Source organism: Sedimentimonas flavescens, assembly GCF_019264375.1.
Taxonomy (GTDB): Bacteria; Pseudomonadota; Alphaproteobacteria; order Rhodobacterales; family Rhodobacteraceae; genus Rhodobacter; species Rhodobacter flavescens.
The window spans coordinates 13,165-38,827 of sequence record NZ_JAHVAI010000013.1; the positions used below are offsets into that span (position 1 = coordinate 13,165).

Annotated in this window: 23 protein-coding genes and 1 tRNA gene; 18 read left to right on the forward strand and 6 right to left on the reverse strand. The window is 64.6% G+C overall.

The window, feature by feature from the left end; genetic code table 11:
* Positions 1-7: 7 nt before the first annotated feature.
* Positions 8-1,198: a BaiN/RdsA family NAD(P)/FAD-dependent oxidoreductase gene (locus tag KTQ37_RS12840; RefSeq protein ID WP_218630918.1), complete on the reverse strand. Its 1,191-nt coding sequence runs from the start codon at positions 1,196-1,198 to the stop codon at positions 8-10.
* 98 nt (positions 1,199-1,296) lie between these two features.
* Between KTQ37_RS12840 and KTQ37_RS12845 the strand changes: the two genes are divergently transcribed.
* Positions 1,297-1,371, forward strand: a tRNA-Gln gene (locus KTQ37_RS12845).
* A gap of 422 nt (positions 1,372-1,793) precedes the next feature.
* Here the strand turns inward: KTQ37_RS12845 and KTQ37_RS12850 are convergent.
* Positions 1,794-3,830, reverse strand: coding sequence for an alkyl/aryl-sulfatase (locus KTQ37_RS12850; protein ID WP_218630919.1), 2,037 nt, complete (start codon positions 3,828-3,830; stop codon positions 1,794-1,796).
* A 677-nt stretch (positions 3,831-4,507) separates the two neighbouring features.
* Here KTQ37_RS12850 and KTQ37_RS12855 point away from each other — a divergent pair.
* The 10 genes from KTQ37_RS12855 to KTQ37_RS12900 all read left to right on the forward strand — a co-directional run bounded on the left by KTQ37_RS12855 (position 4,508) and on the right by KTQ37_RS12900 (position 14,005).
* Positions 4,508-5,338, forward strand: coding sequence for a PaaX family transcriptional regulator C-terminal domain-containing protein (locus tag KTQ37_RS12855; RefSeq protein ID WP_218630920.1), 831 nt, complete (start codon positions 4,508-4,510; stop codon positions 5,336-5,338).
* Between the two features lie 167 nt (positions 5,339-5,505).
* Complete coding sequence (pcaF, locus tag KTQ37_RS12860; protein WP_218630921.1) at positions 5,506-6,711, forward strand: 3-oxoadipyl-CoA thiolase; 1,206 nt, start codon at positions 5,506-5,508, stop codon at positions 6,709-6,711.
* Positions 6,712-6,728: 17 nt separating this feature from the next.
* Positions 6,729-7,730 (forward strand): 1,2-phenylacetyl-CoA epoxidase subunit PaaA, encoded by a 1,002-nt coding sequence (gene paaA / locus KTQ37_RS12865; RefSeq protein WP_218630922.1) that lies wholly within the window; start codon positions 6,729-6,731, stop codon positions 7,728-7,730.
* A gap of 54 nt (positions 7,731-7,784) precedes the next feature.
* Positions 7,785-8,069 carry a 1,2-phenylacetyl-CoA epoxidase subunit PaaB gene (paaB, locus tag KTQ37_RS12870; protein ID WP_218630923.1) on the forward strand — a complete coding sequence of 95 codons (285 nt, stop codon included), beginning with the start codon at positions 7,785-7,787 and terminating at the stop codon, positions 8,067-8,069.
* Positions 8,069-8,860, forward strand: coding sequence for a 1,2-phenylacetyl-CoA epoxidase subunit PaaC (gene paaC, locus KTQ37_RS12875; RefSeq protein ID WP_218630924.1), 792 nt, complete (start codon positions 8,069-8,071; stop codon positions 8,858-8,860). Before paaB ends, paaC begins: the two co-directional genes overlap by 1 nt.
* A gap of 4 nt (positions 8,861-8,864) precedes the next feature.
* A complete protein-coding gene (gene paaD, locus KTQ37_RS12880) occupies positions 8,865-9,389 on the forward strand; it encodes a 1,2-phenylacetyl-CoA epoxidase subunit PaaD (protein ID WP_218630925.1) in 525 nt (174 codons plus the stop codon).
* A gap of 19 nt (positions 9,390-9,408) precedes the next feature.
* Positions 9,409-10,485 (forward strand): 1,2-phenylacetyl-CoA epoxidase subunit PaaE, encoded by a 1,077-nt coding sequence (paaE, locus tag KTQ37_RS12885; RefSeq protein WP_218630926.1) that lies wholly within the window; start codon positions 9,409-9,411, stop codon positions 10,483-10,485.
* An 18-nt stretch (positions 10,486-10,503) separates the two neighbouring features.
* Positions 10,504-11,256, forward strand: a complete 753-nt coding sequence (locus KTQ37_RS12890; protein ID WP_218630927.1) for a Phenylacetic acid catabolic protein — start codon at positions 10,504-10,506, stop codon at positions 11,254-11,256.
* A gap of 59 nt (positions 11,257-11,315) precedes the next feature.
* On the forward strand, positions 11,316-13,379 hold the full coding sequence (gene paaZ / locus KTQ37_RS12895; RefSeq protein WP_218630928.1) for a phenylacetic acid degradation bifunctional protein PaaZ: 2,064 nt from the start codon (positions 11,316-11,318) through the stop codon (positions 13,377-13,379).
* 5 nt (positions 13,380-13,384) lie between these two features.
* The gene (locus KTQ37_RS12900; protein ID WP_218630929.1) at positions 13,385-14,005 is read left to right on the forward strand and encodes an acyltransferase; all 621 of its coding nucleotides are present in this window, start codon (positions 13,385-13,387) and stop codon (positions 14,003-14,005) included.
* On the opposite strand, the gene KTQ37_RS12905 is transcribed toward KTQ37_RS12900, so the two are convergent.
* The 4 genes from KTQ37_RS12905 to paaG form a co-directional block, all read right to left on the reverse strand.
* Complete coding sequence (locus KTQ37_RS12905; RefSeq protein ID WP_218630930.1) at positions 13,989-14,588, reverse strand: TetR/AcrR family transcriptional regulator; 600 nt, start codon at positions 14,586-14,588, stop codon at positions 13,989-13,991. The two genes, KTQ37_RS12900 and KTQ37_RS12905, sit on opposite strands and share 17 nt — an antisense overlap.
* Before the next feature lie 117 nt (positions 14,589-14,705).
* Complete coding sequence (gene paaK / locus KTQ37_RS12910) at positions 14,706-16,016, reverse strand: phenylacetate--CoA ligase PaaK (protein ID WP_218630931.1); 1,311 nt, start codon at positions 16,014-16,016, stop codon at positions 14,706-14,708.
* A 29-nt stretch (positions 16,017-16,045) separates the two neighbouring features.
* Entirely contained in the window at positions 16,046-16,471 is a 426-nt protein-coding gene (gene paaI, locus KTQ37_RS12915) for a hydroxyphenylacetyl-CoA thioesterase PaaI (RefSeq protein WP_218631038.1), read from the reverse strand.
* A 26-nt stretch (positions 16,472-16,497) separates the two neighbouring features.
* A complete protein-coding gene (gene paaG, locus KTQ37_RS12920; protein ID WP_218630932.1) occupies positions 16,498-17,292 on the reverse strand; it encodes a 2-(1,2-epoxy-1,2-dihydrophenyl)acetyl-CoA isomerase PaaG in 795 nt (264 codons plus the stop codon).
* A 118-nt stretch (positions 17,293-17,410) separates the two neighbouring features.
* On the opposite strand from paaG, the gene paaN reads away from it, so the two are divergent.
* From paaN to KTQ37_RS12955, 7 genes are all read left to right on the forward strand, one after another.
* The gene (paaN, locus tag KTQ37_RS12925) at positions 17,411-19,060 is read left to right on the forward strand and encodes a phenylacetic acid degradation protein PaaN (RefSeq protein ID WP_218630933.1); all 1,650 of its coding nucleotides are present in this window, start codon (positions 17,411-17,413) and stop codon (positions 19,058-19,060) included.
* Between the two features lie 35 nt (positions 19,061-19,095).
* On the forward strand, positions 19,096-20,241 hold the full coding sequence (locus KTQ37_RS12930; protein ID WP_218630934.1) for an ABC transporter substrate-binding protein: 1,146 nt from the start codon (positions 19,096-19,098) through the stop codon (positions 20,239-20,241).
* Between the two features lie 89 nt (positions 20,242-20,330).
* Entirely contained in the window at positions 20,331-21,203 is an 873-nt protein-coding gene (locus KTQ37_RS12935) for a branched-chain amino acid ABC transporter permease (protein WP_218630935.1), read from the forward strand.
* A gap of 4 nt (positions 21,204-21,207) precedes the next feature.
* A complete protein-coding gene (locus tag KTQ37_RS12940) occupies positions 21,208-22,164 on the forward strand; it encodes a branched-chain amino acid ABC transporter permease (protein WP_218630936.1) in 957 nt (318 codons plus the stop codon).
* Positions 22,161-22,934, forward strand: a complete 774-nt coding sequence (locus KTQ37_RS12945; protein ID WP_218630937.1) for an ABC transporter ATP-binding protein — start codon at positions 22,161-22,163, stop codon at positions 22,932-22,934. The genes KTQ37_RS12940 and KTQ37_RS12945 overlap by 4 nt, the downstream gene beginning before the upstream one ends.
* Positions 22,921-23,622, forward strand: a complete 702-nt coding sequence (locus tag KTQ37_RS12950) for an ABC transporter ATP-binding protein (protein WP_218630938.1) — start codon at positions 22,921-22,923, stop codon at positions 23,620-23,622. Before KTQ37_RS12945 ends, KTQ37_RS12950 begins: the two co-directional genes overlap by 14 nt.
* A gap of 2 nt (positions 23,623-23,624) precedes the next feature.
* Positions 23,625-25,568: a 3-hydroxyacyl-CoA dehydrogenase NAD-binding domain-containing protein gene (locus KTQ37_RS12955; protein ID WP_218630939.1), complete on the forward strand. Its 1,944-nt coding sequence runs from the start codon at positions 23,625-23,627 to the stop codon at positions 25,566-25,568.
* Positions 25,569-25,663 lie beyond the last annotated feature (95 nt).

A 25,663-nucleotide genomic window follows, 5' to 3' on the forward strand; every position in this document is an offset into this window, starting at 1 on the left:
CGGGCGGTCAGACGACCTGTCCGGCCGCCCAACCCGAAGACCAGGCCCATTGGAAGTTGTAGCCGCCAAGCCAGCCGGTCACGTCCACAACCTCGCCGATGAAGTAGAGCCCCGGCACCGCGCGGGCCTCCATCGTCTTGGCATCCAGATCGGCGGTCGAGACGCCACCCAAGGTGACCTCGGCGGTGCGGTAGCCTTCCGAGCCGACCGGGCGCACCTCCCATTTGTGCAGCTGGTCGGCAAGGCGTTCGAGTGTGCGGTTGTTCTGATCCGCCAGCCGCCCCGACAGGCCCGTTTCGGCAACTGCATAGGCTGCGAGCTTTTCCGGGATCAGCCGCGCGAGCGCGTTGTGCAGCGCCACGCGACCGCCCGTGGAGCGTATTTCCGCCAGTTCCTGCGCAAGGTTGCGTCCGGGGAACAGATCGAGGGACAGCGTATCGCCCTCACGCCAGTAGCTGGAGATTTGCAGGATCGCGGGACCGGAGAGGCCGCGGTGCGTGAACAGCAGATCCTCGTCAAAGCTGGTGCGCCCGTGGCGGACGCGGGCGGGCAGGGCGATGCCGGCCATGGGCGCGGTGCGCGCCAGGTCCTGCTCGGCGAAGGTGAGCGGCACAAGGGCCGGGCGCGTCTCGGTCAGTCGCAGGCCGAAGCTTTCGGCGATGCGATAGCCGATGCCGGTGGCGCCCATCTTCGGGATGGATTTGCCACCCGTTGCGACCACGACATGCGCCGCCCGCACCGGGCCGAGCGAAGTTGCAACCTCGAAGCCATCGCCCTCGCGTCGGACGGCTTCGACGGCGCAATCCAGACGAAGCTCGCCGGACCCGGCGGTCAGGTCGGATAGCAGCAGCCGGATGACCTGCGTGGCCTTGCCGTCGCAAAACAACTGGCCGCGGTGCTTTTCGTGCCAGGCGATCCCGGCGCGGTCGATCCGGGCGATGAAATCGGCTGCGGTGAAGCGGCTCAGCGCGGAAAGCGCAAAGCGTTGATTCTCGGACAGGAAGCGTTCGGGGGCGTTCTGGCGTGTCAGATCGCGGTTGGTGAAGTTGCACCGCCCACCGCCCGAAATCCGAATCTTTTCGCCTGGGTTGGCCGCATGATCGAGCACCAGAACCCGTCGGCCACGCCGCACCGCCTCGCCTGCGCAGAACAAACCCGCGGCGCCCGCGCCCAATATGATGACATCCCAGTTTTCCATGTTCAGCCCATATCTCTGCACGGTTCCCCGCTGCAATCGGATTTGTCGATTTTTCCTCTTGCGGCCCCCGACGGCCTTGGCTAAACACCGCCCCACGTTGGGGCGTAGCCAAGTGGTAAGGCACCGGTTTTTGGTACCGCGCACCGTAGGTTCGAATCCTACCGCCCCAGCCATCCTTCTCGAAATCGATGCTCTCGAACGCGGCACTGGCTGTCCGCTGACAGGCGTTTGCCCTGTACCTTGCGGGACCAGTGATGGCTGGAAAAAGATAGAATCCCGAAGATAACTTCCCAAGCTTCGTCAGATTGAAGCTCAGCAAGGGCACGGCGCGACGATTGCCGAGGCGGTGCGCCAGATTGGAGAGACGTAGCAGACGGCTAATCGATGGCGGAAGCCTTGCAGCGGGAGACCGCGATCAAGCTTGCTCGACGGCAAGAGTTGAAGAAGGAATGCCCGCCGCTTCGCCGCAATCGTCACCTTCTGGTGGCGGGGGATAATGGGCCTCGGCCCCAAAACGCCGCTTCGTAGCGGAAGCGACTCGGAAGCCACCTCCGCTACGATCTTTTATCGACACGCTGCGATCAGCACAGCGAGATCAATCGGTAATCACGCCTATTGCGGGAGCCGGTTGCTCGAAGGGACCGCTCGGCGCGCTGAAGACCGTTCCGCCGGTGCCGGGAAGAATCTCGAACCCCATGCTGAACTGAACGAGCATTTCCTTCAGCTCATCGAAAGGCGCCTTGTCACCGTCGAAGGTCGCCTTGCCATTCGCGAGCTGCTCTTCGAACGTGCTTTCCCCCATCATGATCAACTCCAGATCGGAACGGTTGATGGTGATGGTCAGATCGGGGTTGGCGGCCTGCAGATCCTTGATGTTCGTCAGTGCATTGTTGCTCAACTCGATGGCATATTTCTCACCATTGTCAGGTGTCACCAGGTTGATGGCGAACTGCTTGCCTTCCGCCTTGTCGCCGTCAAGTCTGATCGCCATGTAGTCGAGCCAGAGATCGGTCGACATGGCACGGACGACATCAGGTCCGCTTCCCTTGGGCGAGGCCCCCTCCGGAATCCCGTTACGCAGTTCATATGCGCCTGCAAGGAAGCTGTTACGAACGCTCGGGCTCTCTTTCTGGTAGCCGATCTGCTCGTAGACGTCCGCCAGCAGATCCTTGGCCGCCTCGTTCTGCGGCTCGGCAAAGACCGGCTTGTTGAGGATCTCTACAGCGTAAAGATACTGGCCCCCTTCGTAGAGTTGCTGACCTTTCGCGATGATCTTCTCAGCGCCGCCCATCATCTCGACATAAAGCGGTGCGGAGTCGCGCGGCGAGAGCGGGATCAGCGTTGCGGGGTTTGCGTCCCAGTAGCCCAGATAGCGGTTGATCACTGCGCGGCTGTTGTGCGCCTCCGAGCCGTGGTAGCTGTGCGCCGCCCAATTCTGCTCCAAGCTCTTGGGCAGGCGGTAGAGATTGTGGACTTCATTGATCGTTACGCCCTGGTTCGCAAGGTGCAGGACCTGATTGTTCAGGTGCGCGTAGGCGTCACGTTGCGCCCGCATCACTTCCTGAATCCGGTCGTTGCCCCACCGCGGCCAGCTGTGAGAGGCGAACATGACGTCAGCTTCCTGACCATAGCGGTAGAGCGCTTCGTTGATGTTCTTGGACCACTTCAGCGGATCACGAACCTGTGCGCCACGCAGGGTGTAGATGTTGTGGATCGTGCCGGTGATGTTCTCGGCGGCCCAGAACGCCTTGATGTCCGGGAACCAGGTGTTCATCTCGGCAGGGGCTTCGGTGCCCGGCGTGTTCATGAACTCCATCCGCACGCCGTCAACCGTCAGATCCTCGTAATCGTCCTTGATGATCACATTCGGCGGAATGAGGCCAAGGTTGCCAGCCGCCGTGTTCTTGCCGATGGACTGGTCGACGTGGCCGTAGGGGCTGCGCGGCAGCAAAACACCGTATTGGTAGAACATGCGCCGCGTCATTGCATTGCCGGCATAGACGTTCTCTGACACCGCGTGTTGCATGAAGCCGACCGGAGCGATGACCTTGACCTTGCCGCTCTTTACATCCGCCTCATCGACGACGCCGCGAACACCGCCGAAGTGATCGCCATGCGAATGCGAGTAGACGACCGCGACAACGGGGCGTTCGCCAAGCTTTTCGTTGATGAAGTCGAGCGCGGCCTTGGCGGTCTCCTTCGCCGTAAGCGGGTCAAATACGATCCAGCCCGTGTCGCTCTTGATGAAGCTGATGTTCGCCAGATCATACCCTCGGACCTGATAGATCTTGTCGGGCACAACCTCATAAAGGCCGTAAGCCATGTTCAGGATTGCTTGCCTTTGAAGCGACGGATGGATCGTGTCGAACGTCTGCCCTTCCTCGAGCAGGCACTCGTAGCTGCCGATGTCCCAGGCGACGTTGCCAGCCTCGGCCATGATCTGCTTGTAATCAGGCGCGGCGATAAAGCCTCTCTTCGCCTCATCGAAGTCGCGCTGATCATCGAAGGGCAGAGTCTTTCTCAAGCCGTCTTGAAGCTCGATGGTGAATTTGGACGGCTCCCTGCCCTTGGCATCGAAATGCTTGGACGGATCCGCGACGACGATCTCGCCGCCTCCGGCAGCATAGCCCATGTTGGCAGGTGCGATTGCGCAGGCTGCGATGGCCGCGATCGTCAGCCTGTGAACTGTCGCGCCCGAGAACCTGAACGGCCTGAAACTGTTCCGAATGTAACCTTCTCCCCAAAGCTAAAATTCATGCATGATCCATGTATCATTGGATCCTGGGGGTTAGCCTGAAGCATCGTCGCCGTTGGCGGCAAGAAATATATCGACAAATATACTTTTGAGCATTCTGAGGTCATGGCTTCGGTTCAGGTGTTCTGATCCCGCATCGGGCGGATCGGATTGACGATGAGTCTGAGCGGCTCCGATGCCCAGATCGGGCAGAAATACTCGTGGGGCGACAGGCCGCCGAGGGGCTGGATCCCGCAAGCAACACCTTAGACAGGTATGAAATCCACGAGATCCGATCGAGGGGGATCGTGGCTGTCATGCCGGAGACGTTTGGCGGTGGCCTCTTTGATCGCGCGGCTCATTTGCGCAGCTTGACCATCGGCCCTGAGCAAATGGGTTCGGTGACACAACAGGATTGCGCGTCTTGGTACTCTCTCACGGCGGCAGGTGTGTCGCGCAAGCGCATCTTGGCGCGAGGCATTGGTTCGGGTGCGTGCGCCGGGTCGAGCGTTCAGGCTGGCAAAATGCGCTGTTGCGCGTCATAGCTAACCAACCCCAAGTGTCGCAGAGTTGAGATGCCGGAAACTGGACTGATAGCGGAAGTTTTGGACGGGATCGGGCTGCGCTCGGCGTCATTCATCGTCACGGTTTATGGCGATGTCGTGGTCCCGCGCGGCGGCGTTCTGTGGACGGGCACCCTGATCGATATCTGCGCTGGCGTCGGCATCAGTGAATCGCTCGTGCGTACGGCCGTCTCGCGGCTTGTCGCGGCGCATCGGCTGCGTGGCGAGCGCGTCGGGCGGCGCAGCTACTATCACCTCGATGCCTCGGCGCATCAGGAGTTTGAGCAGGCCGCCGTATTGCTCTTCGGTCCCGAGATCGAGACCCGCGGTTGGCAGATCCTGCATGCGCCTGATCTGAGCGAGGACGCGGCGCGGCTGCAACGCATGGGGCATATGGGAGGGCAGGTGTTCATCCGCCCCGACCGAGGTCAGCCCGTGCCGGAGGGCGCGTTGGCGTTCCGCGCCCTCGACCCCGAGGGGATCGAGCGTGTCGCCCATTTCTGGGATCTCTCCGCCTTGCAAGAGCGCTACCTCGACATGATCGCGCGGTTCGCCCCGCTGGATCTGGCACTCAAGGATGGCACCTTGTCGGATGAGGCGGCCCTGACGGCGCGCCTGTTGCTGGTGCATGTCTATCGCAACGTGATGCTCCGTGATCCGCGCTTGCCGCGGAATGTGCTACCCTCCGACTGGAAAGGGCAGGAGGCGCGGGCGCTGTTTCGCAGGCTCTATCGCCATCTTTCGCCCGCCGCCGAGCGTCACATCGCGGCGCGGTTCGAGGGGGTCGATGGCTATCTTCCTGCGCAAACCGCCGCAAGCGAAGCGCGCATTTCTGGACTCTAGTGACCTAACGTAATGATTTTGAAAGATGTTTTTTGCGCGCCTTAAAACATCACGCAGATGGCTATTTTTTTACTTTGTGTGTGATGCTTTGCGCGCTATAAATCGACCAACCGGTCGGTGAATTAGGAGAATCGCCGCCCGTCAGGGAACATCAGGGAGGAGCTTGGATGCGCGAGGCATTCATTTGCGATGCGGTCAGAACACCCGTCGGACGCTACGGCGGTGCATTGGCGCAGGTCCGCGCAGACGATTTGGCGGCGATCCCGCTCAAAGCACTTATGGAGCGTAATCCCGGCGTCGATTGGGCCGCGGTGGACGATCTGATTTTCGGCTGTGCCAACCAGGCGGGCGAGGACAATCGCAACGTCGGGCGCATGGCGGTGCTGCTGGCGGGGATGCCGATCGGTGTTCCGGGCACCACGGTGAACCGGCTCTGCGGCTCGGGGATGGATGCAGTCGGCATGGCCGCGCGCGCCATCAAGGCGGGCGATTGCGACTTTGTCATCGCTGGCGGCGTCGAGAGCATGACCCGCGCGCCCTTCGTGATGCCTAAGGCCGAAAGCGCCTTTTCGCGCTCGAACGCGGTCTATGACACCACCATCGGCTGGCGCTTCGTCAACCCGAAGATGAAGGCGCAGTTCGGCGTCGATTCCATGCCGCAGACCGCCGACAACGTCGCGCAGGATTTCGGCATCAGCCGCGCCGATCAGGATGCTTTCGCCGCGCGCAGCCAGGCCCGTTGGGAGGCCGCGCAGAAGGCTGGCGTGTTCTCGCAGGAAATCGTTCCGGTGACGATCCCCCAGAAAAAGGGCGATCCGATCGTGTTCACCACCGATGAGCACCCGCGCCCCGGCACCACCGCCGAGACGCTGGCCAAGCTGCGCGGCGTGAATGGCCCCGAGCTGTCGGTCACCGCAGGCAATGCCTCGGGCGTGAACGACGGTGCAGCGGCACTGGCGATCCTGTCGGGCGAGGCGGCGAAAGCCCACGGCCTGACGCCGAAGGCGCGCATCGTGGCGATGGCCGCCGCGGGCGTCGAGCCGCGCATCATGGGCATCGGCCCGGCTCCGGCGGCCAAGAAGGTTCTGGCCCGCGCCGGCATGACCATCGACCAGATGGACGTGATCGAATTGAACGAGGCCTTCGCCAGCCAGGCGCTGGCCACGCTGCGTGACCTCGGTCTGCCCGACGACGCGCCGCATGTGAACCCCAATGGCGGTGCCATCGCCATCGGCCATCCGCTTGGCATGTCGGGCGCCCGGCTTGTCACTACGGCCATGTACCAGCTCCACCGCACCGGTGGGCGCTACGCGCTGTGCACCATGTGCATCGGCGTGGGGCAGGGCATCGCCATCATCATCGAACGCATCTGAGAGGGAGGAGACCAATCATGTATGCTCAACTCGTGAGTGCCGAAGGGGCAAAATCCCGCGAGGATATGACCCCCGAAGAGAACGCTTTCCAGGATCGCATCGACCGGGGCGAGAAGATCGAGCCCAAGGAATGGATGCCGGAAGGCTACCGCAAGACGCTGATCCGCCAGATCGGCCAGCACGCCCACAGCGAGATCGTCGGCCAGCTGCCCGAGGGCAACTGGATCACCCGTGCCCCGACGCTGGAGCGCAAGGCGATCCTGCTGGCCAAGGTCCAGGACGAGGCGGGCCACGGCCTCTACCTCTACTCGGCCGCCGAGACGCTTGGCGTGTCGCGCGACGAGCTGCTGGACCTGCTGCATGCGGGCAAGATGAAATACTCGTCGATCTTCAACTACCCGACGCTGAACTGGGCCGATATCGGCGCGGTCGGCTGGCTGGTCGATGGCGCGGCGATCATGAACCAGGTGCCGCTGCAGCGCACCAGCTACGGCCCCTACAGCCGTGCCATGATCCGCATCTGCAAGGAAGAAAGCTTCCACCAGCGTCAGGGCTACGACATCCTGCTCAAGATGTGCCTGCAGGGCACCGAGGACCAGAAGGCGATGGCCCAGGATGCGATGAACCGCTTCTGGTACCCGGCGCTGATGATGTTCGGCCCGTCCGACAAGGACTCGGTCCACAGCGCGCAGTCGATGCAGTGGAAGATCAAGATCAACACCAATGACGAGCTGCGTCAGAAATTCGTCGATCAGACCGTGCCGCAGGCCGAATACCTCGGTCTGACCATCCCCGATCCGAACCTCAAGTGGAACGAGGAAAAGGGCGGCTACGATTTCTCGGAGCCGGACTGGTCGGAATTCTTCGCCGTTATCGCGGGCAACGGCCCGTGCAACGCCGAGCGGATGGAGGCCCGTGTGACCGCCTGGGAGGATGGCGCATGGTTCCGCGAAGGTCTGATGGCACACGCCAACAAGCAAGCCGAGCGCCGCAAGGCCGCCCGTCACGCAGCCGAGTAACTCACTGGGCGCGCTGCGCCCACCCCTTCTTGTTCAGCTTCGGGAGGAAGCAACATGTCCAGCGAATGGCCCCTGTGGGAAATCTTCATCCGTGGTCAGCACGGCCTCAACCATCGTCACGTCGGCAGCCTGCACGCGCCGGATGCCGAGATGGCGATCCGCAACGCGCGTGACGTCTATACCCGCCGCAACGAGGGTGTCTCGATCTGGGCGGTGAAATCGAACGACATCACCGCCTCGGCGCCCTCGGACAAGGGGCCGCTGTTCGAGCCGTCGAACTCCAAGGTCTATCGTCACCCGACCTTCTTCGACATCCCGGCCGAAGTGGGGCACATGTGATGGGCGCCGCGGTGGCAGCGGTCGATCGGGCCGCCTTTGTCGAGTGGCTGGAAAGGGTTGGCGACAATGCGCTGGTCCTGGGTCACCGGGTTTCGGAATGGTGCGGGCATTCGCCCGTGCTGGAAGAGGACATCGCGCTTGCCAACCAGGCGCTTGACCTGATCGGGCAGTGCCAGCTTTGGCTGGGTCTGGCCGGCGAGGTCGAGGGGCAGGGACGCAGCGCGGACAACCTCGCCTATCTGCGCGATGCGGCTGCGTTCCGCAACGTGCTGCTGGTCGAGCGTCCCAACGGCGATTTCGGCCAGACGCTGATGCGTCAGTTCCTGTTCGACGCCTTCCACATCGAGCTCATGCGGGCGTTGAAAGCCTCCTCCGATCCGCGCGTGGCAGAGATTGCCGCGAAGGCGGAGAAGGAAGTGGCCTATCACCTCGAACGTTCGGCCGATCTGGTGATCAGCCTGGGCGACGGCACCGAGGAAAGCCGCAACCGGATGCAGAAGGCGCTGAACGTGCTGTATCCCTACACCGGCGAGATGTTCCACGACGACGCGACCGACAAGGCCGTGGCCGAGGCCGGGATCGCCCCGCTGCCCTCGAGCCTGCGTGCGGCGTGGGACGCGACCGTGCGCGAAGTGCTCGAGGCGGCAACGCTGACCCATCCGGGCGAGACCTATCAGCACGGTATCAACGGGGCAGGCGGCGGCAAGCGCGGCGTTCACTCGGAATACCTGGGATATATCCTGGCCGAGATGCAGTTCCTGCAACGCGCCTATCCCGGCGCCGTCTGGTAACGCCATGAGCGCCGCAACCCGCCCGCAGATTGACGAGATCTGGCGCTGGTTGTCGCAGGTGCCCGATCCCGAGATCCCGGTCATCAGTCTGACCGACCTGGGGATCGTGCGCGATGTCGCCTGGCAGGACGATACGCTGGTCGTCACGGTCACGCCCACCTATTCGGGCTGTCCTGCGACCAGCATCATCAACCTGGACATCGAGCAGGCCCTGCGCGAGCGCGGGATCGAGAGCATCCGCCTTGAGCGACAGCTCTCGCCGCCCTGGACGAGCGACTGGCTGACCGAGGAGGGGCGCGAAAAGCTGCGCGCCTACGGTATCGCACCGCCGATCGACGGCACCGCCGCCGACGGCCGCCTGGCGGGGCGCATCGCGCGCCTGGCCGGTAGCTCGAACCTGACCATCGCCTGTCCGCGCTGCGGATCGACCCACACCGAAAAGATCAGCCAGTTCGGCTCGACGCCCTGCAAGGCCAGCTATCGCTGCAAGGACTGTCTCGAACCCTTCGATTATTTCAAATGCATCTGAGGATGCCGAGGATACCCAAATGGCACGCTTCCATCCGCTCAAAGTGACTGACGTCCGTCGCGAGACCCGCGACGCCGTCGTAGTAACCCTCGCCCCGCGGGACGAGGACAAGCAACTCTTCGCCTTCACCCAGGGCCAGTACCTGACTCTGCGCCGCGACTTCGAGGGAGAGGAGCTGCGCCGCAGCTACTCGATCTGCACCGGCGTGGACGAGGGCTGCCTCAAGGTCGGCATCAAGCGCGTCGACGGCGGCGCCTTCTCGACCTGGGCCAATGAAAACCTTGCGCCCGGCGACGAGATCGACGCCATGCCGCCGATGGGCAAGTTCTTTGCCCCGATCGAGCCGGAGACCGAAAAGCAGTATCTGGGCTTTGCGGGCGGTTCGGGCATCACGCCGGTCCTGTCGATCATCAAGACCGTGCTGACGCGTGAACCCAAGTCGCGCTTCACGCTGGTCTATGCGAACCGCCAGATCAGCTCGATCATGTTCCGCGAGGAGCTTGAGGATCTGAAGAACACCTATCTGGGCCGTTTCTCGGTGATCCATGTGCTGGAGCAGGAAGGTCAGGAGATCGACCTCTTCACCGGCCGTATCGACGCCGAAAAGATGGAGGCGCTGTTCAGCCACTGGCTTGACGCGAAGGCCATCGACACCGCCTTCATCTGCGGCCCCGAGCCGATGATGCTGGCGATCGCCGGGTCGCTGCGCGCCCATGGGCTGCGCGACGAGCAGATCAAGTTCGAACTGTTTGCCAGTGGTCAGCCGGGCCGCGCCAAGGCCAAGGCCGTATCCAAGTCCGCAGTCGCGCCCGGAACGGGTGTCGAGACGACCGTGACGCTTGATGGCGCCACGCGCAACTTCACCATGCCGCGCGAAGGCCAGACCATCCTTGAGGCCGCGATCGAGGCGCAGATGGACGCGCCCTATTCGTGCAAGGCCGGGGTGTGCTCGACCTGCCGCTGCAAGGTGCTTGAGGGCGAGGTCGAGATGGCCGTGAACCATGCACTGGAAGACTACGAGGTGCGCGCGGGCTACGTGCTGTCGTGCCAGGCCGTACCGCTGAGCGACCGCGTGGTCGTGACCTACGACGAATGATAGGGCAGGAGAGAGACCATGTCTGACACGATGAATATCGAAGACTACCTCGCTCAGGGCGGCGTTCTGACCGCGCCGGGCAACGTGCCCGCGCGTTACCGCGGTGAGCTGATGCGCCTGATGGCCTCCTTCGTGGATAGTGAACTGGCGGCCTCGGCCGGGTTCGCGAGCTCGATCAACTTCGCGCCGGGGATCAAGGAGCGGATCGCCGCCAGCCGGATCACCCTCGAAAAGGCCGATCACGCCGAGCGCGTTCTGGCGGTGATGGAGACCTTCGGGACCGATGCGAACCGCTACCAGGCGCAGCATGACTGGGCTGCACGGGTCGCGCGCGATGCCGATCTGGGGGCTGCACGCAGCGGTGGCGACATGCGCCTGTCGGTGCTGCATTACCCGATCACCGGCTGGACCGATGCGGTGGTGATGAACGTGCTGCAAGGTCTCGCGACCGGCGTGCAGATGACCGAGCTTACCCGCGTCTCCTACGGGCCGCTGGCCGAGGTCTTCCGCGAGATCGCCCCGCGCGAGGCACGCCACGCCGAGCTTGGCCTTGAAGGGCTGGAGCAGATCGCCTCGACCGAGGCGGGCAAGGCTGCCGCGCGCGATGCCATCGCTTATTGGCGCCCGCGCGTCGCGGCAGGGTTCGGCGTCGCCGGATCGGCCCGCTACGAGACGCTCAAGGGCTTCGGTCTGCGTCACACCCCCAACGAGCAACTGCTGTCCCGTTGGGAGGCCCTCGTGGCCGAACACCTGGCCGCGCTCGGCCTGTGATACCTGCGGCGCGGGAGAGCAGGCCCGCGCCACTTTCTGAACGAATAAAGGAAACGCCCATGAACGCCCCGGCCCGCCCCCCGCGCCGTCTTGAAAGCTATGTCTGTGGAGCCTGGACCCCCGGCCAGAAAGAGGGCCAGGAGTTGCTGGATGCGGCGACCGGCGCGCCGGTCGCCTATATCGACTCGAGTGGGCTGGATTTCGCTGCGGTGCTGGACCATGGCCGCAAGGCCGCAGGCCCCAAGCTGCGGGCGATGTCGTTCCATGAACGCGCCGGGATGCTCAAGGCGCTTGGCCTTGCCCTGATGGAGCGCAAGGAAGAATTCTACGCCGAGAGCTTCCGCACCGGCGCCACGCGCCCCGACGGCTGGATCGACATCGAGGGCGGCATCGGCACCATGCTGACCTTCGCTTCGAAAGGCCGGCGCGAGCTGCCCAACACCCGCGTTCTGACCGATGGCGATCTGGAGATTCTGTCGAAAGACGGCAGCTTCAGCGCGCAGCATATCCTGTCGCCCTTGCAGGGCGTCGCGGTCCATATCAACGCCTTCAACTTCCCTGTCTGGGGGATGCTTGAAAAGATCGCGCCGACCCTGCTGGCCGGTGTGCCCTGCGTGGTCAAGCCCGCCAGCCAGACCGCCTATCTGACCGAGCTTGTCGTGCGGCGCATCGTCGAGACGGGCATCCTGCCCGAGGGCGCGCTGCAACTGATCTGCGGCTCGGTCGGCGATATGCTCGATCACCTGACGGGGCAGGACGCGGTCACTTTCACCGGTTCGGCCTGGACGGGGCGCAAGCTCAAGTCGCATCCGGCGGTGGTGGCGAACTCGGTGCGCTTCACGATGGAAGCCGACAGCCTGAACGCCTCGATCCTCGGCCCCGATGCCGTGGCGGGTACGCCCGAATTCGACCTGTTCGTCAAGGAAGTCGCGCGCGAGATGACGGTGAAGGCCGGGCAGAAATGCACCGCGATCCGCCGGGTCATCGCGCCGCGCGCGCAGGTTCCGGCACTGGTCGAGGCGCTGCGCGATCGTCTGGGCAAGACCGCACTTGGTCTGCCCGATGCAGAGGGCACGCGCATGGGGCCGCTGGCCTCGTTCGATCAGCGCGAAGAGGTGCGCGAGCGGATCCGCGACCTTCAGGCCGTGGCCGAGATCGTCGCGGGCAACCCCGACGAGGTGCGCCTTGCCTCTGGCGATGCCGGGGCGGGGGCCTTCCTGAACCCGGTTCTGCTTTACGCTGACAAGCCTTTTGCCGCGCAGCCCGTGCATGAGGTCGAGGCCTTCGGCCCGGTCTCGACCGTGCTGCCCTATGACGATCTTGGCGAAGCGATCGAACTGGCACAGATGGGCAAAGGCTCGCTCGTGTCGTCGGTCTTCACCGATGACAAGGCCGTGGCTGAAGAGGTCGTGCTGGGCGTCGCGCCGCATCATGGCCGTGTGCTGATCGGCAACCGCGCCTCGGCGAAAACGTCGACCGGGCATGGCTCGCCCTTGGCGGGGCTGGTGCACGGCGGGCCGGGTCGCGCGGGCGGCGGCGAGGAGATGGGCGGCATCCGCGGCGTGAAGCATTACATGCAGCGCACCGCGGTGCAGGGCGCGCCGCGCCTGCTGTCGGCGGTGACCGGTCGCTGGATCGAAGGCGCCGAGGTGCAGCATGACGTGCATCCGTTCCGCAAGTCGCTGGCCGAACTGAAGATCGGCGATCAGCTGATCACCGCCAAGCGCACCGTCACCAAAGAGGATGTCGAGCATTTCGCCCATTTCACCGGCGACACGTTCTACGCCCATATGGACGAGGCCTCCGCCAAGGCGAACCCGTTCTTCGACGACCGCGTGGCGCATGGCTACCTGATCGCCTCTTTCGCCGCCGGCCTCTTTGTCGAGCCGAACCCCGGCCCGGTGCTGGCCAACTACGGCGTGGACAACATGCGTTTCCTGACGCCGGTCTATTTCGGCGATACGCTCCAGGTGCGCCTGACCTGCAAGGAGATCAACCCGCGCGCCAATGCCGAGCATGGCGAGGTGCGTTGGGATTGCCAGGTCACCAATCAGGATGGCGCGGTCGTGGCACAGTATGACGTGCTGACGATGGTCGCCAAGACCTGGCCGCTGCAGGGCTGAGCGGCATGGCCCGCGTCTATTCCTGGGATGGCATCACCCCGGTCATCGATCCCGCCGCCTTTGTTCATCCAGAGGCGGTGGTGATTGGCGACGTGCTGATCGGCCCGCTATGCTACGTCGGCCCCGGTGCGGTGCTGCGCGGCGATTTCGGGCGCATCATCTTGCAAGAGGGCAGCAACGTGCAGGAGACCTGCGTGGTGCATTCCTTCCCCGGCAAGGATGTTGTGATCGAGGAGGCGGGTCATATCGGCCATGGCGCCGTGCTGCACGGCTGCCATATCGGGCGCAACGCCATGGTGGGCATGAATGCCGTGGTGATGGACGAGGCGCGGATCGGCGAGAACACGATCGTCGCCGCGATGGCCTTCGTGAAGGCGGGGGCTGAGATCCCGGCGGGCAGCCTGGTGGTCGGCTCGCCCGCCAAGGTCGTGCGGGCGCTGTCACCGCAGGAAATCGAATGGAAGCGGATGGGCACCGGCGTCTATCAGCAACTCGCGCATGAAGCGTCGCGCAAGCTGAAACCGGCCGAGCCGCTTACAGCCCCCGAACCCGACCGCCGCCGCGCCGAGGCGCCGAAATACGACCCATTGGTTCTTGAGCGCCGGAACTTCAGCGAACGGACTTGATCCCCTCAAGGATCAGGGTTGTCGCGACATCGGCATAATCCTCGCGGCTGATCCGGCCGCCGTCCTTGAACCACATATAGACCCAGTTCATCATGCCAAAGAGCGACATGGTCACCGGGGTCAGAAGCGGACGCTCCTTGTCGTTCAGGCTGGGGTTGATCTGGTCGAGCACGACCGAGAAGCGACGAACGATGCGCCGTTCCAACCCGAGGATCTCGGACTTCTGCGCGTCCGACAGGGCTGAAGAGGCATTGAGCTGCACCTTGTGCTGGTTGTCCGCGCCCCGGTAATTTTCGAGCACCGCGCCGACGAGGCGGCGCAGGCGTTGGTCGGGAGCCAGCAAGGGATCGTCAGCGGCCTCGACCGCCGCGTCCAACTCGTCAAGATGGGTGATGATGATCGCAAAGATCAGCGCATCCTTGCTCGGGTAGTAGTGGTAGAGCAGCGCCTTGGAGACCTGCGCATGGCTAGCGACCAGGGACATGGAGGCCTTCTCCATGCCCTGCTCGGCAAAAACCTGCGCAGCATTGTCCAGAATGGCGCGCTGCTTTTCCTCGAAGTCCTGTGCTCGCGTCCGAGCCATAGTGTCACTTTCCGTGTCTGTCTGTGGCTCTTTGCAGCCGTTTGCCGCCGCAAAGAGCCTTTTTTCCTGCTTTAGCGACTGTGGGCGCGCCTGTCACGCCCACGTGGCGTCGCAGCCTTATTCTTTGGGCCGATTGTCGATCACGCGCTTGGCCTTGCCCTCGGAACGGGCAATGCTGGCCGGATCGCGCACTTCGATCCGCGTCGAGACGCCGACCACCGACTTGATGTGATGCGCCAGCTCCTTGGCCGAGGCCGCGCGGGCGCTTTCGTCGGTGTGATCGGTGGCGCATTCCACGAGGACGGTCATGTTGTCCATGCGGCCCGAACGCGACAGCTCGATCTGGAAATGCGGGGCGAGGCCGCGGCACTTCAGGATCTGCTCTTCGATCTGGGTCGGGAAGACGTTGACGCCACGCAGGATGATCATGTCGTCCGAGCGCCCGGTGATCTTCTCGATCCGGCGCATCGAGCGCGCGGTGCCAGGCAGAAGGCGCGTCAGGTCGCGGGTGCGGTAGCGCACCATCGGCAGGCCTTCCTTGGTCAGCGTGGTGAAGACCAGTTCGCCCATCTGGCCGTCGGGCAGAACCTCGCCGGTGACCGGGTCGATGATCTCGGGGTAGAAGTGGTCTTCCCAGATATGCAGCCCGTCTTTGGTCTCGACGCATTCCTGCGCGACACCGGGGCCCATGACCTCGGAGAGGCCGTAGATGTCGACCGCGTGCATGTCGAAGGCCTGCTCGATTTCCTCGCGCATCGAATTGGTCCAGGGCTCTGCGCCGAAGATGCCGACCTTGAGCGAGGACTCGCGCGGGTCGAAGCCCTGGCGGCGGAACTCGTCGAGGATCGAAAGCATGTAGCTGGGCGTCACCATGATGATCGACGGCTTGAAGTCATGGATCAGCGTCACCTGCCGCTCGGTCATGCCGCCCGAGATCGGAACGACGGTGCAGCCGAGGCGCTCGGCGCCGTAATGCGCACCGAGGCCCCCGGTGAACAGGCCATAGCCATAGGCGTTGTGCAGGATGTCGCCGGGGCGCCCACCCGCCGCGCGGATCGAGCGCGCGATCAGGTTCGCCCAGTGGTCGATATCGGCCGCGGTATAGCCCACGACCGTCGGCTTGCCCGTCGTGCCCGACGAGCCGTGGATACGCACCAGCTTGGACTGCGGCACCGCGAACATCCCGAAGGGGTAGGTGTCGCGCAGGTCCTGCTTGTAGGTGAAGGGGAACTTGGCGATGTCGGCCAGCGACTTCAGCTCCTCGGGGTGCACGTCATGCTCGATGAAGCGCTTGCGATAGAAGGGCGAGTTCTCATAGGCGTGGCGCAGCGAGCGCTTCATGCGATGGAACTGAAGCGCTTCGATCTCATCGCGCGAGGCGGTTTCGATCGGGTCTAGATCTTGCTTGCGAGGGGTCAAGTCTTCCATGGTTTCCTCCCTTGGAGATTCGGTTCCGGTCAGACCGGCAAATGGGTGCCTTTGACGGTGCGCGAATGGCCGCGGAACGTGACCACATGCTCGCCGTGCTGGTTGGTTAGCTGGATGTCGTAAATCCCCGAGCGGCCGCGGCGCGAAACCTCGCGCGCGGTGGCTGTCAGCGTGTCGCCGATCCGGCCGGGGACCAGATAGGTGATCGAGCAATGCTGCGCGACGGTGATCTGGTTGTAGCTGTTGCAGGCAAAGGCGAAGGCGCTGTCGGCCAGCGTGAACAGGTAGCCACCATGGCAATTGCCATGACCGTTCGACATGGCCTCGGTGATGGTCATCACCAGCGTGGCCTCGCCCGGCGCGACATGTGTCAACTCCATGCCAAGGCGCTGGCTGGCGCTGTCATTGTCCCACATCGCCTTTGCCGAGGCTTCGGCCAGTTCCTGCGGGGTCATCTCATGCACTGGTTTCATCATCGCCCTTACTGTCCCTTGAACGCCGGTTTGCGCTTCTCGAGGAAGGCGGTGACGCCCTCGGCGTAATCCGCGCTGCGCCCGGCAAGCTGCTGACAGTCGCGCTCCATATCCAGTTGCGCGTCAAGGCTGTTCGTCGCGGCAGCCTGAATCAGGCGTTTGGTCAGGCCAAGGCCGAGCGTCGGCCCGGCCGCCAGCGAACGTGCCAGCGATTCGGCCTGGGCCATGAGGTCTGCATCCTCGACAGCCTTCCAGATCAGCCCCCAGTCGGCGGCCTGCTCGGCCATCAGCGGCTCTGCGGTCAGCGCGAGCGCCTTGGCGCGCGGCTCGCCCAGGATGCGCGCAAGGCTCCAGGTGCCGCCCGCGTCGGGAACAAGGCCGATCTTGGCGAAGGCCTGGATGAACTTGGCCGACTTCGCGGCAAGGACGATGTCGCAGGCAAAGGCCACGTTCGCGCCCGCCCCGGCGGCCACGCCGTTGACTGCGCAGACGATCGGCTTTTCAAGCGCGCGGATCAGGCGAAGTGTCGGATTGTAGAAGGTTTCCAGCGTGCGCCCGAGGTCCGGGGCAGGTCCGCCCTTGCGCGGGTCGCGGTCGCCCAGATCCTGCCCGGCACAAAAGCCGCGCCCCGATCCGGTCAGCAGAACGGCGCGCACCTGCGCATCGTCATGAGCGCGCTGAAAGCCCGCGCGCAATGCCAGATGCATCTCTTCGTTGAACGAGTTCAGCTTGTCGGGGCGGTTCAGCGTAAGCGTAAGCACGCCATCGGCGAATGCCGAGACTACAGTATCCGAGCCAGTCATCTTTCTCTCCCTCACCGCCTCAATTTCGGCGGCTCTCGAAGATTCTTGTTGCATAGACCGACCGGCCGGTCAATGATAAAGCCATGCCGGAGAGGAGACCGGTAAGGGGAGAGGGACGATGGCCGATTTGTTCGAACGTCATCAGGCGCTGCTGGAGCGTGCTGTCAAAGCGTTGCATGAGCGCGAATTCTGGGCGCCGTTCCCTGAAATCCCGAGCGGAAAGATCTATGGTGAAACCGCGCGGGCCGAGGGCGACGCCACCTATACGGCGCTGCTCGGTCAGGCCTTCGATTTGCCCGCTCACCCCGAATCGCGCCGTCTGGGCGCCGAGGTCTCGCCCTTCGGGCCGGATCTGGGAATCACCTATCCGGCGGCCGATGCCGCCACGCTGATTGCCGCCGCCAAAGCCGCAGCGCCGGCACTTGCCGCAGCCTCGCCGCGCCAGCGGGTGGGGGTTTGCCTTGAGATCCTGACGCGGCTTAATCGCATCAGCTTCCTTCTCGCCAATGCCACGATGCACACGACCGGGCAGGCCTTTGCCATGGCCTTCCAGGCGGGTGGTCCCCATGCGCAGGATCGCGGGCTTGAGGCCGTCGCGATGGCCTGGGACGAGATGACCCGATTCGCCACCAGCGCGCGTTGGGAGAAGCCGCAGGGCAAGGCCGCGCCGATCGTGCTGGAAAAGCACTGGACGCTTGTGCCCGCCGGTGTCGCGCTGACGATCGGTTGCAACACCTTCCCGACCTGGAACAGCTATCCGGGCATCTTCGCAAGCCTCGCCACCGGTAACCCGGTCATCGTCAAGCCGCACCCGGCGGCGATTCTGCCGCTGGCGATCACGGTGCAGATCGCGCGCGCTGTGCTGGCCGAGGCCGGTCTGCCCGCCGATGCGATTCTGCTGGCGGTGGATGAGCGTGGCGCCGAGATCACCACGCAGCTTGCGACCGATCCGGCAGTGAAGCTGATCGACTATACCGGTTCCAACGCCTTCGGGTCTTGGCTGCGCGCCAATGCGACTCAGGCGCAGGTCTTCACCGAAGAGGCCGGGGTGAACACCATTACCATCGGCGGCACCGACGATTTCGCGGGCATGTGCGCGAACCTTGCGTTTTCGCTCGCGCTCTACTCGGGGCAGATGTGCACGGCGCCGCAGAACATCTACGTCCCGGAGGCCGGGATCGAGACCGATCAGGGCCACAAGAGCTTTGACGAGGTTGCCGAAGGTATCGCTGCCGCAATCGACGCGCTCCTGGCCGATCCGGCCCGCGCGGCAGGCGTATGCGGCGCCATCGCCAACCCTGCCACGCAGGATCGCCTGCAACAGGCGCGCGGTTTTGGCCGGGTGATCCGCGACACCGCCGCCGCAGGCGAGGGCCGCACCGGCTCGCCGTTGCTGCTTGCCGTGACCTCGGAGGATCCGGTGGCCGAGGCAGAGTGCTTCGGGCCGATCACCTTCCTTGTTGCCACGCGCGACGCCGATGAAGGGATCGCGCTGGCCTCGGGGCTCGCTGCACTGAAGGGCGCGATCACCGCCGCGCTTTACGACACCGACGAGGCCCGGATCGATCGCGCGATCGCCGCGTTCGCGGGGGCGGGCGTCAACCTGTCGATCAACCTGACCGGCAATATCTATGTCAACCAGTCCGCAGCATTCAGCGACTTTCACGTCACCGGCGCGAACCCCGCCGGGAATGCCAGCCTGACCGACACCGCCTTTGTCGCCACCCGTTTCCGCCGCGCCATGTGGCGCCGCCCGGTGGCGCACTGACTTACCCTTTAACCTTTCTCTGGGAGGAGAGAAGAATGACGAAGACCCTGACGACGACTGCACTTGGCCTGCTGGCCGTGCTTGGCCTGACCGGCACTGCCGTGGCCGACATCAAGATCGGCGCGAGCATCGCCGCTACCGGCCCGGCCGCCTTCCTGGGCGATCCCGAGGCAAAGACCCTCGAAATGCTCGTGGAAGAGCTGAACGCTGCGGGCGGCATCAACGGCGAGAAGGTCGAACTGGTGCTCTACGATGACGGCGGCGACCCGAACAAGGCGCGCACCTTCGCAACCCGCCTTGTCGAGGATGACGAGGTTTCCGCGATCATCGGCGGCAGCACCACTGGCACCACCATGTCGATCCTGTCGGTGGCCGAGGATGCCGAGGTGCCGTTCATCTCGCTCGCCGGTGCCATCGACATCATCGACCCGGTCAAGCCCTATACCTTCAAGACCCCGCACACCGACCGGATGGCCTGCCAGAAGATCTTCGAAGACATCCAGAAGCGCGGCCTGACCAAGGTTGGCATGATCTCGGGCACGGACGGCTTCGGCGCCTCGATGCAGGCCCAGTGCAAGGCGGTCGTGGCCGATTACGGCATCGAGATCGTTGCCGACGAGACCTACGATCCGAAAGACGCTGACATGACGGCGCAGCTGACCAAGATCAAGAACACCGAGGGCGTTCAGGCGCTGGTCAACCCCGGCTTCGGTCAGGGTCCGTCGATCGTGACGCGCAACTACAAGCAACTCGCGCTCGACCTGCCGTTCTACCAGTCGCATGGCGTGGCTTCGGACGGGTTCATCGCGCTCGCCGGCGCCGATGCGGCCGAGGGCGTTCGCCTGCCGGGCACCGCACTTCTGGTGGCTGACCTGCTGGCCGATGACGATGCGCAAAAGCCCGCCGTCACCGCCTACAAGGCCGCTTTCGAGGCCAAGACCGGCGCGGCAGTCAGCACTTTCGGCGGCTACGCCAATGACGCGTTCCTGATCCTCGCGGATGCGCTGCGCCGCGCAGGTTCCTCGGAGCCTGCCGCGATCCGCGACGCGATCGAGGCGACCGCAGGTCTGGCTGGCACCACCGGTGTCTACACCTTCTCGGCGACCGACCACCTCGGCCTCGATCTGACGGCATTCCGCATGCTGGAGATCAAGGACGGCAAATGGACGCTGGTCGAGTGATCCGCTGACGTTCGGCCCCTGTCGCCTTGGCGGCAGGGGCTGCGCGGCCCACCGGCCGCCAAGACTCGCATTCCGAGCCGGAGAACACCATGTCGGAACTACTGCAATTCCTCTTCTCGGGGATAACCGTTGGCGCAGTCTATGCGCTGGTCGCCCTTGGTTTCACGATCATCTATAACGCCTCGGACGTGGTGAACTTCGCCCAGGGCGAGTTTGTCATGCTGGGCGGCATGATCACCTGGTTTGCCCATGCGCAGGGGCTGCCGCTGCCGCTGGCCGCGCTGATCGCGATTGCGGCGACGGCGGCGCTTGGCGTGGCGATGAACAAGCTGATGATCGAGCCCGCGCGCGGCGCGCCTGTGGTCTCGCTGATCATCATCACCATCGGCGCCTCGATCTTCATTCAGGGCGCGGCGCAGCTGGTGTTCGACAAGCAGATCCACAGCTTCCCGGCGTTTTCCGGTGACGATCCGATCCGCATCGGCGGCGCGACGATCCTGCCGCAAAGCCTGTGGGTGATCGGCGGTGCGCTGGTGGTGTTCCTGGCGCTGTGGCTGTTCTTCACCCGCACGCTGCTAGGCCGCGCTGTTCTGGCGACATCGAACAACCGCCTTGCCGCGCAGCTTGTGGGCATCAACACGAATTTCGTCATGACGCTGTCCTTCGCGCTTTCGGCGGCGATCGGTGCACTGGCGGGCGTTCTGGCCACGCCGATCACGCTGACGGCCTATAGCGTCGGCATCGGCTTCGCGCTCAAGGGTTTTGCGGGCGCAATGCTGGGCGGCATGGGCAACCCCAAGGGCGCGCTGGTCGGCGGCTTCCTCATCGGTCTCTTTGAGGCGATGACTGCGGGCTATCTGTCCTCGCAATACAAGGATGCGGCGGCCTTCATCGTGATCCTCGCCGTGCTGTTCTTCATGCCTCAGGGCCTCTTTGGTCGCAAATCGACGGATCGGGTGTGACGCCATGAGACTGACTCCGAAATCCGCAACCCTCATCGTGCTGGCGCTTCTGGTTGCCATCACGCCCTTCTTCTTCCCCTCGGGGTACTACTACCGCGTCGGCGCGCTGCTGTTCGTCAACGGCATCGCCGTCACTGGTATCGTGATCCTGACCGGCTATGCGGGCCAGATCAGCCTTGGCCATGCGGGCTTTGCCGGGATCGGCGCCTATGCCTGCGCGCTGGCCCCGGTGCACTGGGGCCTGCACCCGGCGCTGGCGGCCGTTCTGGGCGCCGCGATCTCGGCGGTGCTGGCCTATCTGGTCGGTCGGCCGATCCTGCGCCTCAAGGGCTATTACCTTGGCGTCGCGACGCTTGGCTTTGGCATCCTCGTGTCGATGGTCCTCAATAACGAGCGCCAGCTGACCCGCGGCCCCGACGGTATCGAAGTGGCCGACCTGGGCCTGCGCGAGGTGCTCAAAGGCTGGGGGCTGAACCTGACCAATGGCGAGTTCTGGTATTTCTTCTGCGGCCTGTGCCTGATTATCGGTGCCTGGCTGGCACTGAACCTGCACAACAGCCCCACCGGCCGCGCTCTGCGCGCGCTGCATGGATCCGAGGTCGCGGCGCGCACCGTCGGCGTCGATGTAGCTCGCTTCAAGTTGCAGGCCTTCGTCATCTCGGCGGTCTATGCCTCTGTGGCGGGGTCGCTGCTGGCATTGCAGAACAAGTTCATCACCCCTGACGTCGCTGGCTTCATGCACTCGGTCGAGATGGTCACCATGGCCGTTCTGGGCGGTGTGGGCTCGGTTCTGGGCGCAATCTTCGGTGCGGGCATCCTGACGCTTCTGCCGCAGGTCCTGACCGTCTTCGCCGAGTATGAGCAGATGGTCCTCGGCCTAGTGATGCTGCTGGTGATGATCTTCCTGCGCGAGGGCCTGCTGCCCTCGATCCTCAAGAAATTCTGGGGGAAAGACGAATGAGCGATCTGCTTTCGATCGAAGGTCTCGGCATCAGCTTTGGCGGCCTCAAGGCCGTGAACGATGTCAGCTTCCGCGTCCGCCCCGGCGAGATCGTCTCGGTGATCGGGCCGAACGGTGCGGGCAAGACCACGCTGTTCAACATGATCTCGGGGGTCTACCTGCCCGGCGCGGGGCGTGTGATGCTGGATGGCGCGGATGTCACCGGGATGGAGCCGCATCTTCTGGCCCGTCGCGGTATGAGCCGGACGTTCCAGAACCTGCAAATCTTCCAGTCGATGACGGTGCTCGAAAACGTCATCACCGGGTATCACCTTCAGGAAAAGGGGCCGGTGGTCGCCGATATCCTTGGGCTGCCCTCGTCGCGCCGCCGTGCGCGCAAGGCGATGGCCGGGGCGCGCGAACTGCTGGAGCGTGTCGGACTGACGCGCGCGGCCGAGCGAGAGGCGGGCAACCTGTCCTATGGCTCGCTCAAGCGGCTTGAGATCGCGCGGGCACTGGCGCTCGACCCGAAGGTGCTGCTGCTGGATGAACCCGCTGCGGGCTGTAACGCCGTCGAAACCGAGGAGATCGATCACCTGATCGCCGAGGTTGCGGCCTCGGGTGTGGCGATCCTGCTGGTCGAGCATGACATGAAGATGGTCATGCGGATCTCCAATCATATCGTGGTGCTGGATCACGGCGAGAAGATCGCCGAGGGCGACCCGGCCACGGTCAGTCAAAACCCGGCGGTCATCGCCGCCTATCTGGGGGCCGAAAATGCTCACGGTTGAGGGATTGCGTTCGCGCTACGGGCGCATCGAGGTGCTGCACGGGATCGACCTGCATGTCGACTCGGGCGAGATTGTCACGGTGGTGGGCGCCAATGGCGCGGGCAAGACGACGCTGCTGCGCTGCCTGTCGGGCGTGCAGCCGGTGACCGGCGGCTCGATCACCTTCCGCGGCGAGTTGCTGGTGCCGGTGCCGGCCTACAAGCGCCTGCGCCGAGGCCTCGCGCAATCGCCCGAGGGACGGCAGATCTTCACCAATCTTTCGGTCGAGGAAAACCTGCGCCTCGGCGCCTTCCTGTTCAATGACGAACGGGTCGAGAAGGACATGGACGACGCCTTCCAGATGTTCCCGATCCTCAAGGAAAAGCGCAACCTCGCGGCCGGCGGGCTTTCGGGCGGACAGCAGCAGATGCTGGCAATGGCGCGGGCGCTGATGGGGCGGCCGTCCTGCCTTCTGCTCGACGAGCCCTCGATGGGCCTGGCGCCGATCATCGTCAGCCAGATCTTCGACGTCGTGAAGGGCCTTAAGGCGCTGAACGTGACCGTCCTTCTGGTCGAGCAGAACGCTTTTGGCGCGCTCAAGATCGCTGATCGGGGCTATGTCATGGAGACCGGCCATATCACCATGAATGGCGCGGCCGAAGAACTGATCGCCGATCCGCGCATCCGCGAAGCTTATCTGGGAATCTGAGTATGTCCGTCGTCACCATCGCCCATGCCGGGGAAATCGCCACCGTCACCATCGACAACCCGCCCGTCAACGCGCTCTCGCAGGCGCTGCGGCAGGGGCTTTGGGATGCCGTGGCCACGCTTGACGCCGACCCTGCGGTAAAGGCGGTGGTGCTGATCTGCGCCGGGCGCACCTTCATCGCCGGGGCGGATGTGACCGAGTTCGGCAAGCCGCCGATGGAGCCGCATCTGCCCGATCTGGTCGCCCGGATCGAAGGGGCGCAAAAGCCCTGGATCGCGGCGATTCACGGCTCGGCCCTGGGTGGGGGTTTCGAGATCGCCATGGGCTGCCGCTTCCGCGTCGCGCTGGAAGGGGCGTCGGTAGGCCTGCCCGAGGTCACGCTTGGGATCGTGCCGGGTGCTTCGGGTACGGTTCGCACGCCGCGCCTTGCAGGCGTGCAGGCGGCGGTGGATCTGGTCACCGGCGGTAAGCCGGTGAAAGCCGCTAAGGCCAAGGCGCTCGGGCTGATCGACGCGGTCGTCAGCGGTGATTTGCAGGCCGCCGCGCTGGCCTTTGCGCGTGAGGCGCTTGAACAGCCTCTGCCGCTTCCGGTCTCGCTGCGCTCGATCGCGACGCCCGAGCCGGGCTTCTGGGAGGCGCAGCAGACCGCCATCGCCAAGCGCGCCCGTGGCGAGGCCGCGCCGCTGCGCGCGCTTGATTGCCTGCGCAAGGCTGCCGAGGCGTCGTTCGACGAGGCCATGGCGCATGAACGCGCGACGTTCCTGGAACTGCGTGCCTCCGAGCAGGCGCAGGCCCTGCGCGCCGTCTTCTTCGCCGAGCGCGCGGCCCCGCGCCCCGCGCATCTGCGCGATGTCGAACCGATCGCACTGCGAAAGGTGGGCGTGATCGGTGGAGGCACGATGGGCGCGGGCATCGCCGCCGCCCTACGCGACGCGGGCCTTCCCGTGACCCTGATCGAGCGCGACGCCGAAGCGCTGGCACGTGGCCTTGGTAATCTGAAGACCATATTCGACGGCGGCGTGAAGCGCGGCAAGCTGTCCGAGTCGCAGGCAGCCGAGCGCCTTGCTGGTGTCTCAGGCGCAACCGATTACGCCGCCCTTGCCGATGCCGATCTGGTCATCGAGGCGGTCTTTGAAGAGATCGGCGTCAAGCGCGCGGTCTTTACTGAACTCGCGCGCCACTGCCGGGCCGATGCGATCCTGGCGACGAATACCTCCTATCTCGATCCGCGCGCCATTGCCGAGGGCCTGCCCAATCCCGCGCGCTTCATCGGGCTGCATTTCTTCAGCCCGGCGAATGTCATGAAACTGCTGGAAATCGTGCCGACGGCAGAGACCTCGGCGCAGACGCTGGCCACGGGGTTCGCGCTCGGGCGGGCGCTGAACAAGATCCCGGTGCAAGCGGGGATCTGCGAGGGCTTCATCGGCAACCGCATCCTGAAACGCTATCGTGCTGCGGCCGAGGGGCTGCTTCGCAAGGGCGTCGCCATCCCCGAGATTGACGCGGCGATGCGCGGCTACGGTTTCGCGATGGGGCCGTTCGAGGCGCAGGATCTGGGCGGTTTGGATATCGCCTTCCTTCAGCGCGAGGGTGCGCGTGCCGCGGGGCAGGCGGTGCCCGAGGCGTTGGCCGACATCCTGGTGCGCGCGGGCCGCAAGGGCCAGAAGACCGGTGGCGGCTGGTATGACTATGCGCCCGGTGAGCGTGCTCCGCGTCCCTCGATCACGGTCGCGGAGCTTCTGGCGCCGCATGTCACCGAGTTCGTTTCGATGACCCGCGAAGAGATCGCCGCAGAACTGGTCGATCAGATGGCCGCCGAGGGGCAGGCGATCCTTGACGAGGGGATCGCCCGCAGCCCCTCGGATATCGACCTGGTGGAGATCCACGGCTACGGCTTCCCGCGCTGGCGTGGCGGTCCGATGTTCGCGGCGCAGGGCCGGAGCTGACGGCGCAATCTGCGCACACATTTCGGTGACCGGTGCGGCGCTTGGGCGCCGCGCCGTTTTTCGCCCTTGCGAAAGGGAGCGAAAAAATCTACCGC

Excerpts from the sequence above, each read along its gene's own strand:
- KTQ37_RS12840 (WP_218630918.1), bottom strand. The coding sequence starts at position 1,198 with ATGGAAAACTGGGATGTCATCATATTGGGCGCGGGCGCCGCGGGTTTG.
- KTQ37_RS12850 (WP_218630919.1), bottom strand. The coding sequence starts at position 3,830 with ATGGGCTATGCTGCCGGAGGCGGCGAGATCGTCGTCGCGGATCCGTCC.
- KTQ37_RS12855 (WP_218630920.1), top strand. The coding sequence starts at position 4,508 with ATGCCGGAAACTGGACTGATAGCGGAAGTTTTGGACGGGATCGGGCTG.
- pcaF (WP_218630921.1), top strand. The coding sequence starts at position 5,506 with ATGCGCGAGGCATTCATTTGCGATGCGGTCAGAACACCCGTCGGACGC.
- paaA (WP_218630922.1), top strand. The coding sequence starts at position 6,729 with ATGTATGCTCAACTCGTGAGTGCCGAAGGGGCAAAATCCCGCGAGGAT.
- paaB (WP_218630923.1), top strand. The coding sequence starts at position 7,785 with ATGTCCAGCGAATGGCCCCTGTGGGAAATCTTCATCCGTGGTCAGCAC.
- paaC (WP_218630924.1), top strand. The coding sequence starts at position 8,069 with ATGGGCGCCGCGGTGGCAGCGGTCGATCGGGCCGCCTTTGTCGAGTGG.
- paaD (WP_218630925.1), top strand. The coding sequence starts at position 8,865 with ATGAGCGCCGCAACCCGCCCGCAGATTGACGAGATCTGGCGCTGGTTG.
- paaE (WP_218630926.1), top strand. The coding sequence starts at position 9,409 with ATGGCACGCTTCCATCCGCTCAAAGTGACTGACGTCCGTCGCGAGACC.
- KTQ37_RS12890 (WP_218630927.1), top strand. The coding sequence starts at position 10,504 with ATGTCTGACACGATGAATATCGAAGACTACCTCGCTCAGGGCGGCGTT.
- paaZ (WP_218630928.1), top strand. The coding sequence starts at position 11,316 with ATGAACGCCCCGGCCCGCCCCCCGCGCCGTCTTGAAAGCTATGTCTGT.
- KTQ37_RS12900 (WP_218630929.1), top strand. The coding sequence starts at position 13,385 with ATGGCCCGCGTCTATTCCTGGGATGGCATCACCCCGGTCATCGATCCC.
- KTQ37_RS12905 (WP_218630930.1), bottom strand. The coding sequence starts at position 14,588 with ATGGCTCGGACGCGAGCACAGGACTTCGAGGAAAAGCAGCGCGCCATT.
- paaK (WP_218630931.1), bottom strand. The coding sequence starts at position 16,016 with ATGGAAGACTTGACCCCTCGCAAGCAAGATCTAGACCCGATCGAAACC.
- paaI (WP_218631038.1), bottom strand. The coding sequence starts at position 16,471 with ATGACCCCGCAGGAACTGGCCGAAGCCTCGGCAAAGGCGATGTGGGAC.
- paaG (WP_218630932.1), bottom strand. The coding sequence starts at position 17,292 with ATGACTGGCTCGGATACTGTAGTCTCGGCATTCGCCGATGGCGTGCTT.
- paaN (WP_218630933.1), top strand. The coding sequence starts at position 17,411 with ATGGCCGATTTGTTCGAACGTCATCAGGCGCTGCTGGAGCGTGCTGTC.
- KTQ37_RS12930 (WP_218630934.1), top strand. The coding sequence starts at position 19,096 with ATGACGAAGACCCTGACGACGACTGCACTTGGCCTGCTGGCCGTGCTT.
- KTQ37_RS12935 (WP_218630935.1), top strand. The coding sequence starts at position 20,331 with ATGTCGGAACTACTGCAATTCCTCTTCTCGGGGATAACCGTTGGCGCA.
- KTQ37_RS12940 (WP_218630936.1), top strand. The coding sequence starts at position 21,208 with ATGAGACTGACTCCGAAATCCGCAACCCTCATCGTGCTGGCGCTTCTG.
- KTQ37_RS12945 (WP_218630937.1), top strand. The coding sequence starts at position 22,161 with ATGAGCGATCTGCTTTCGATCGAAGGTCTCGGCATCAGCTTTGGCGGC.
- KTQ37_RS12950 (WP_218630938.1), top strand. The coding sequence starts at position 22,921 with ATGCTCACGGTTGAGGGATTGCGTTCGCGCTACGGGCGCATCGAGGTG.
- KTQ37_RS12955 (WP_218630939.1), top strand. The coding sequence starts at position 23,625 with ATGTCCGTCGTCACCATCGCCCATGCCGGGGAAATCGCCACCGTCACC.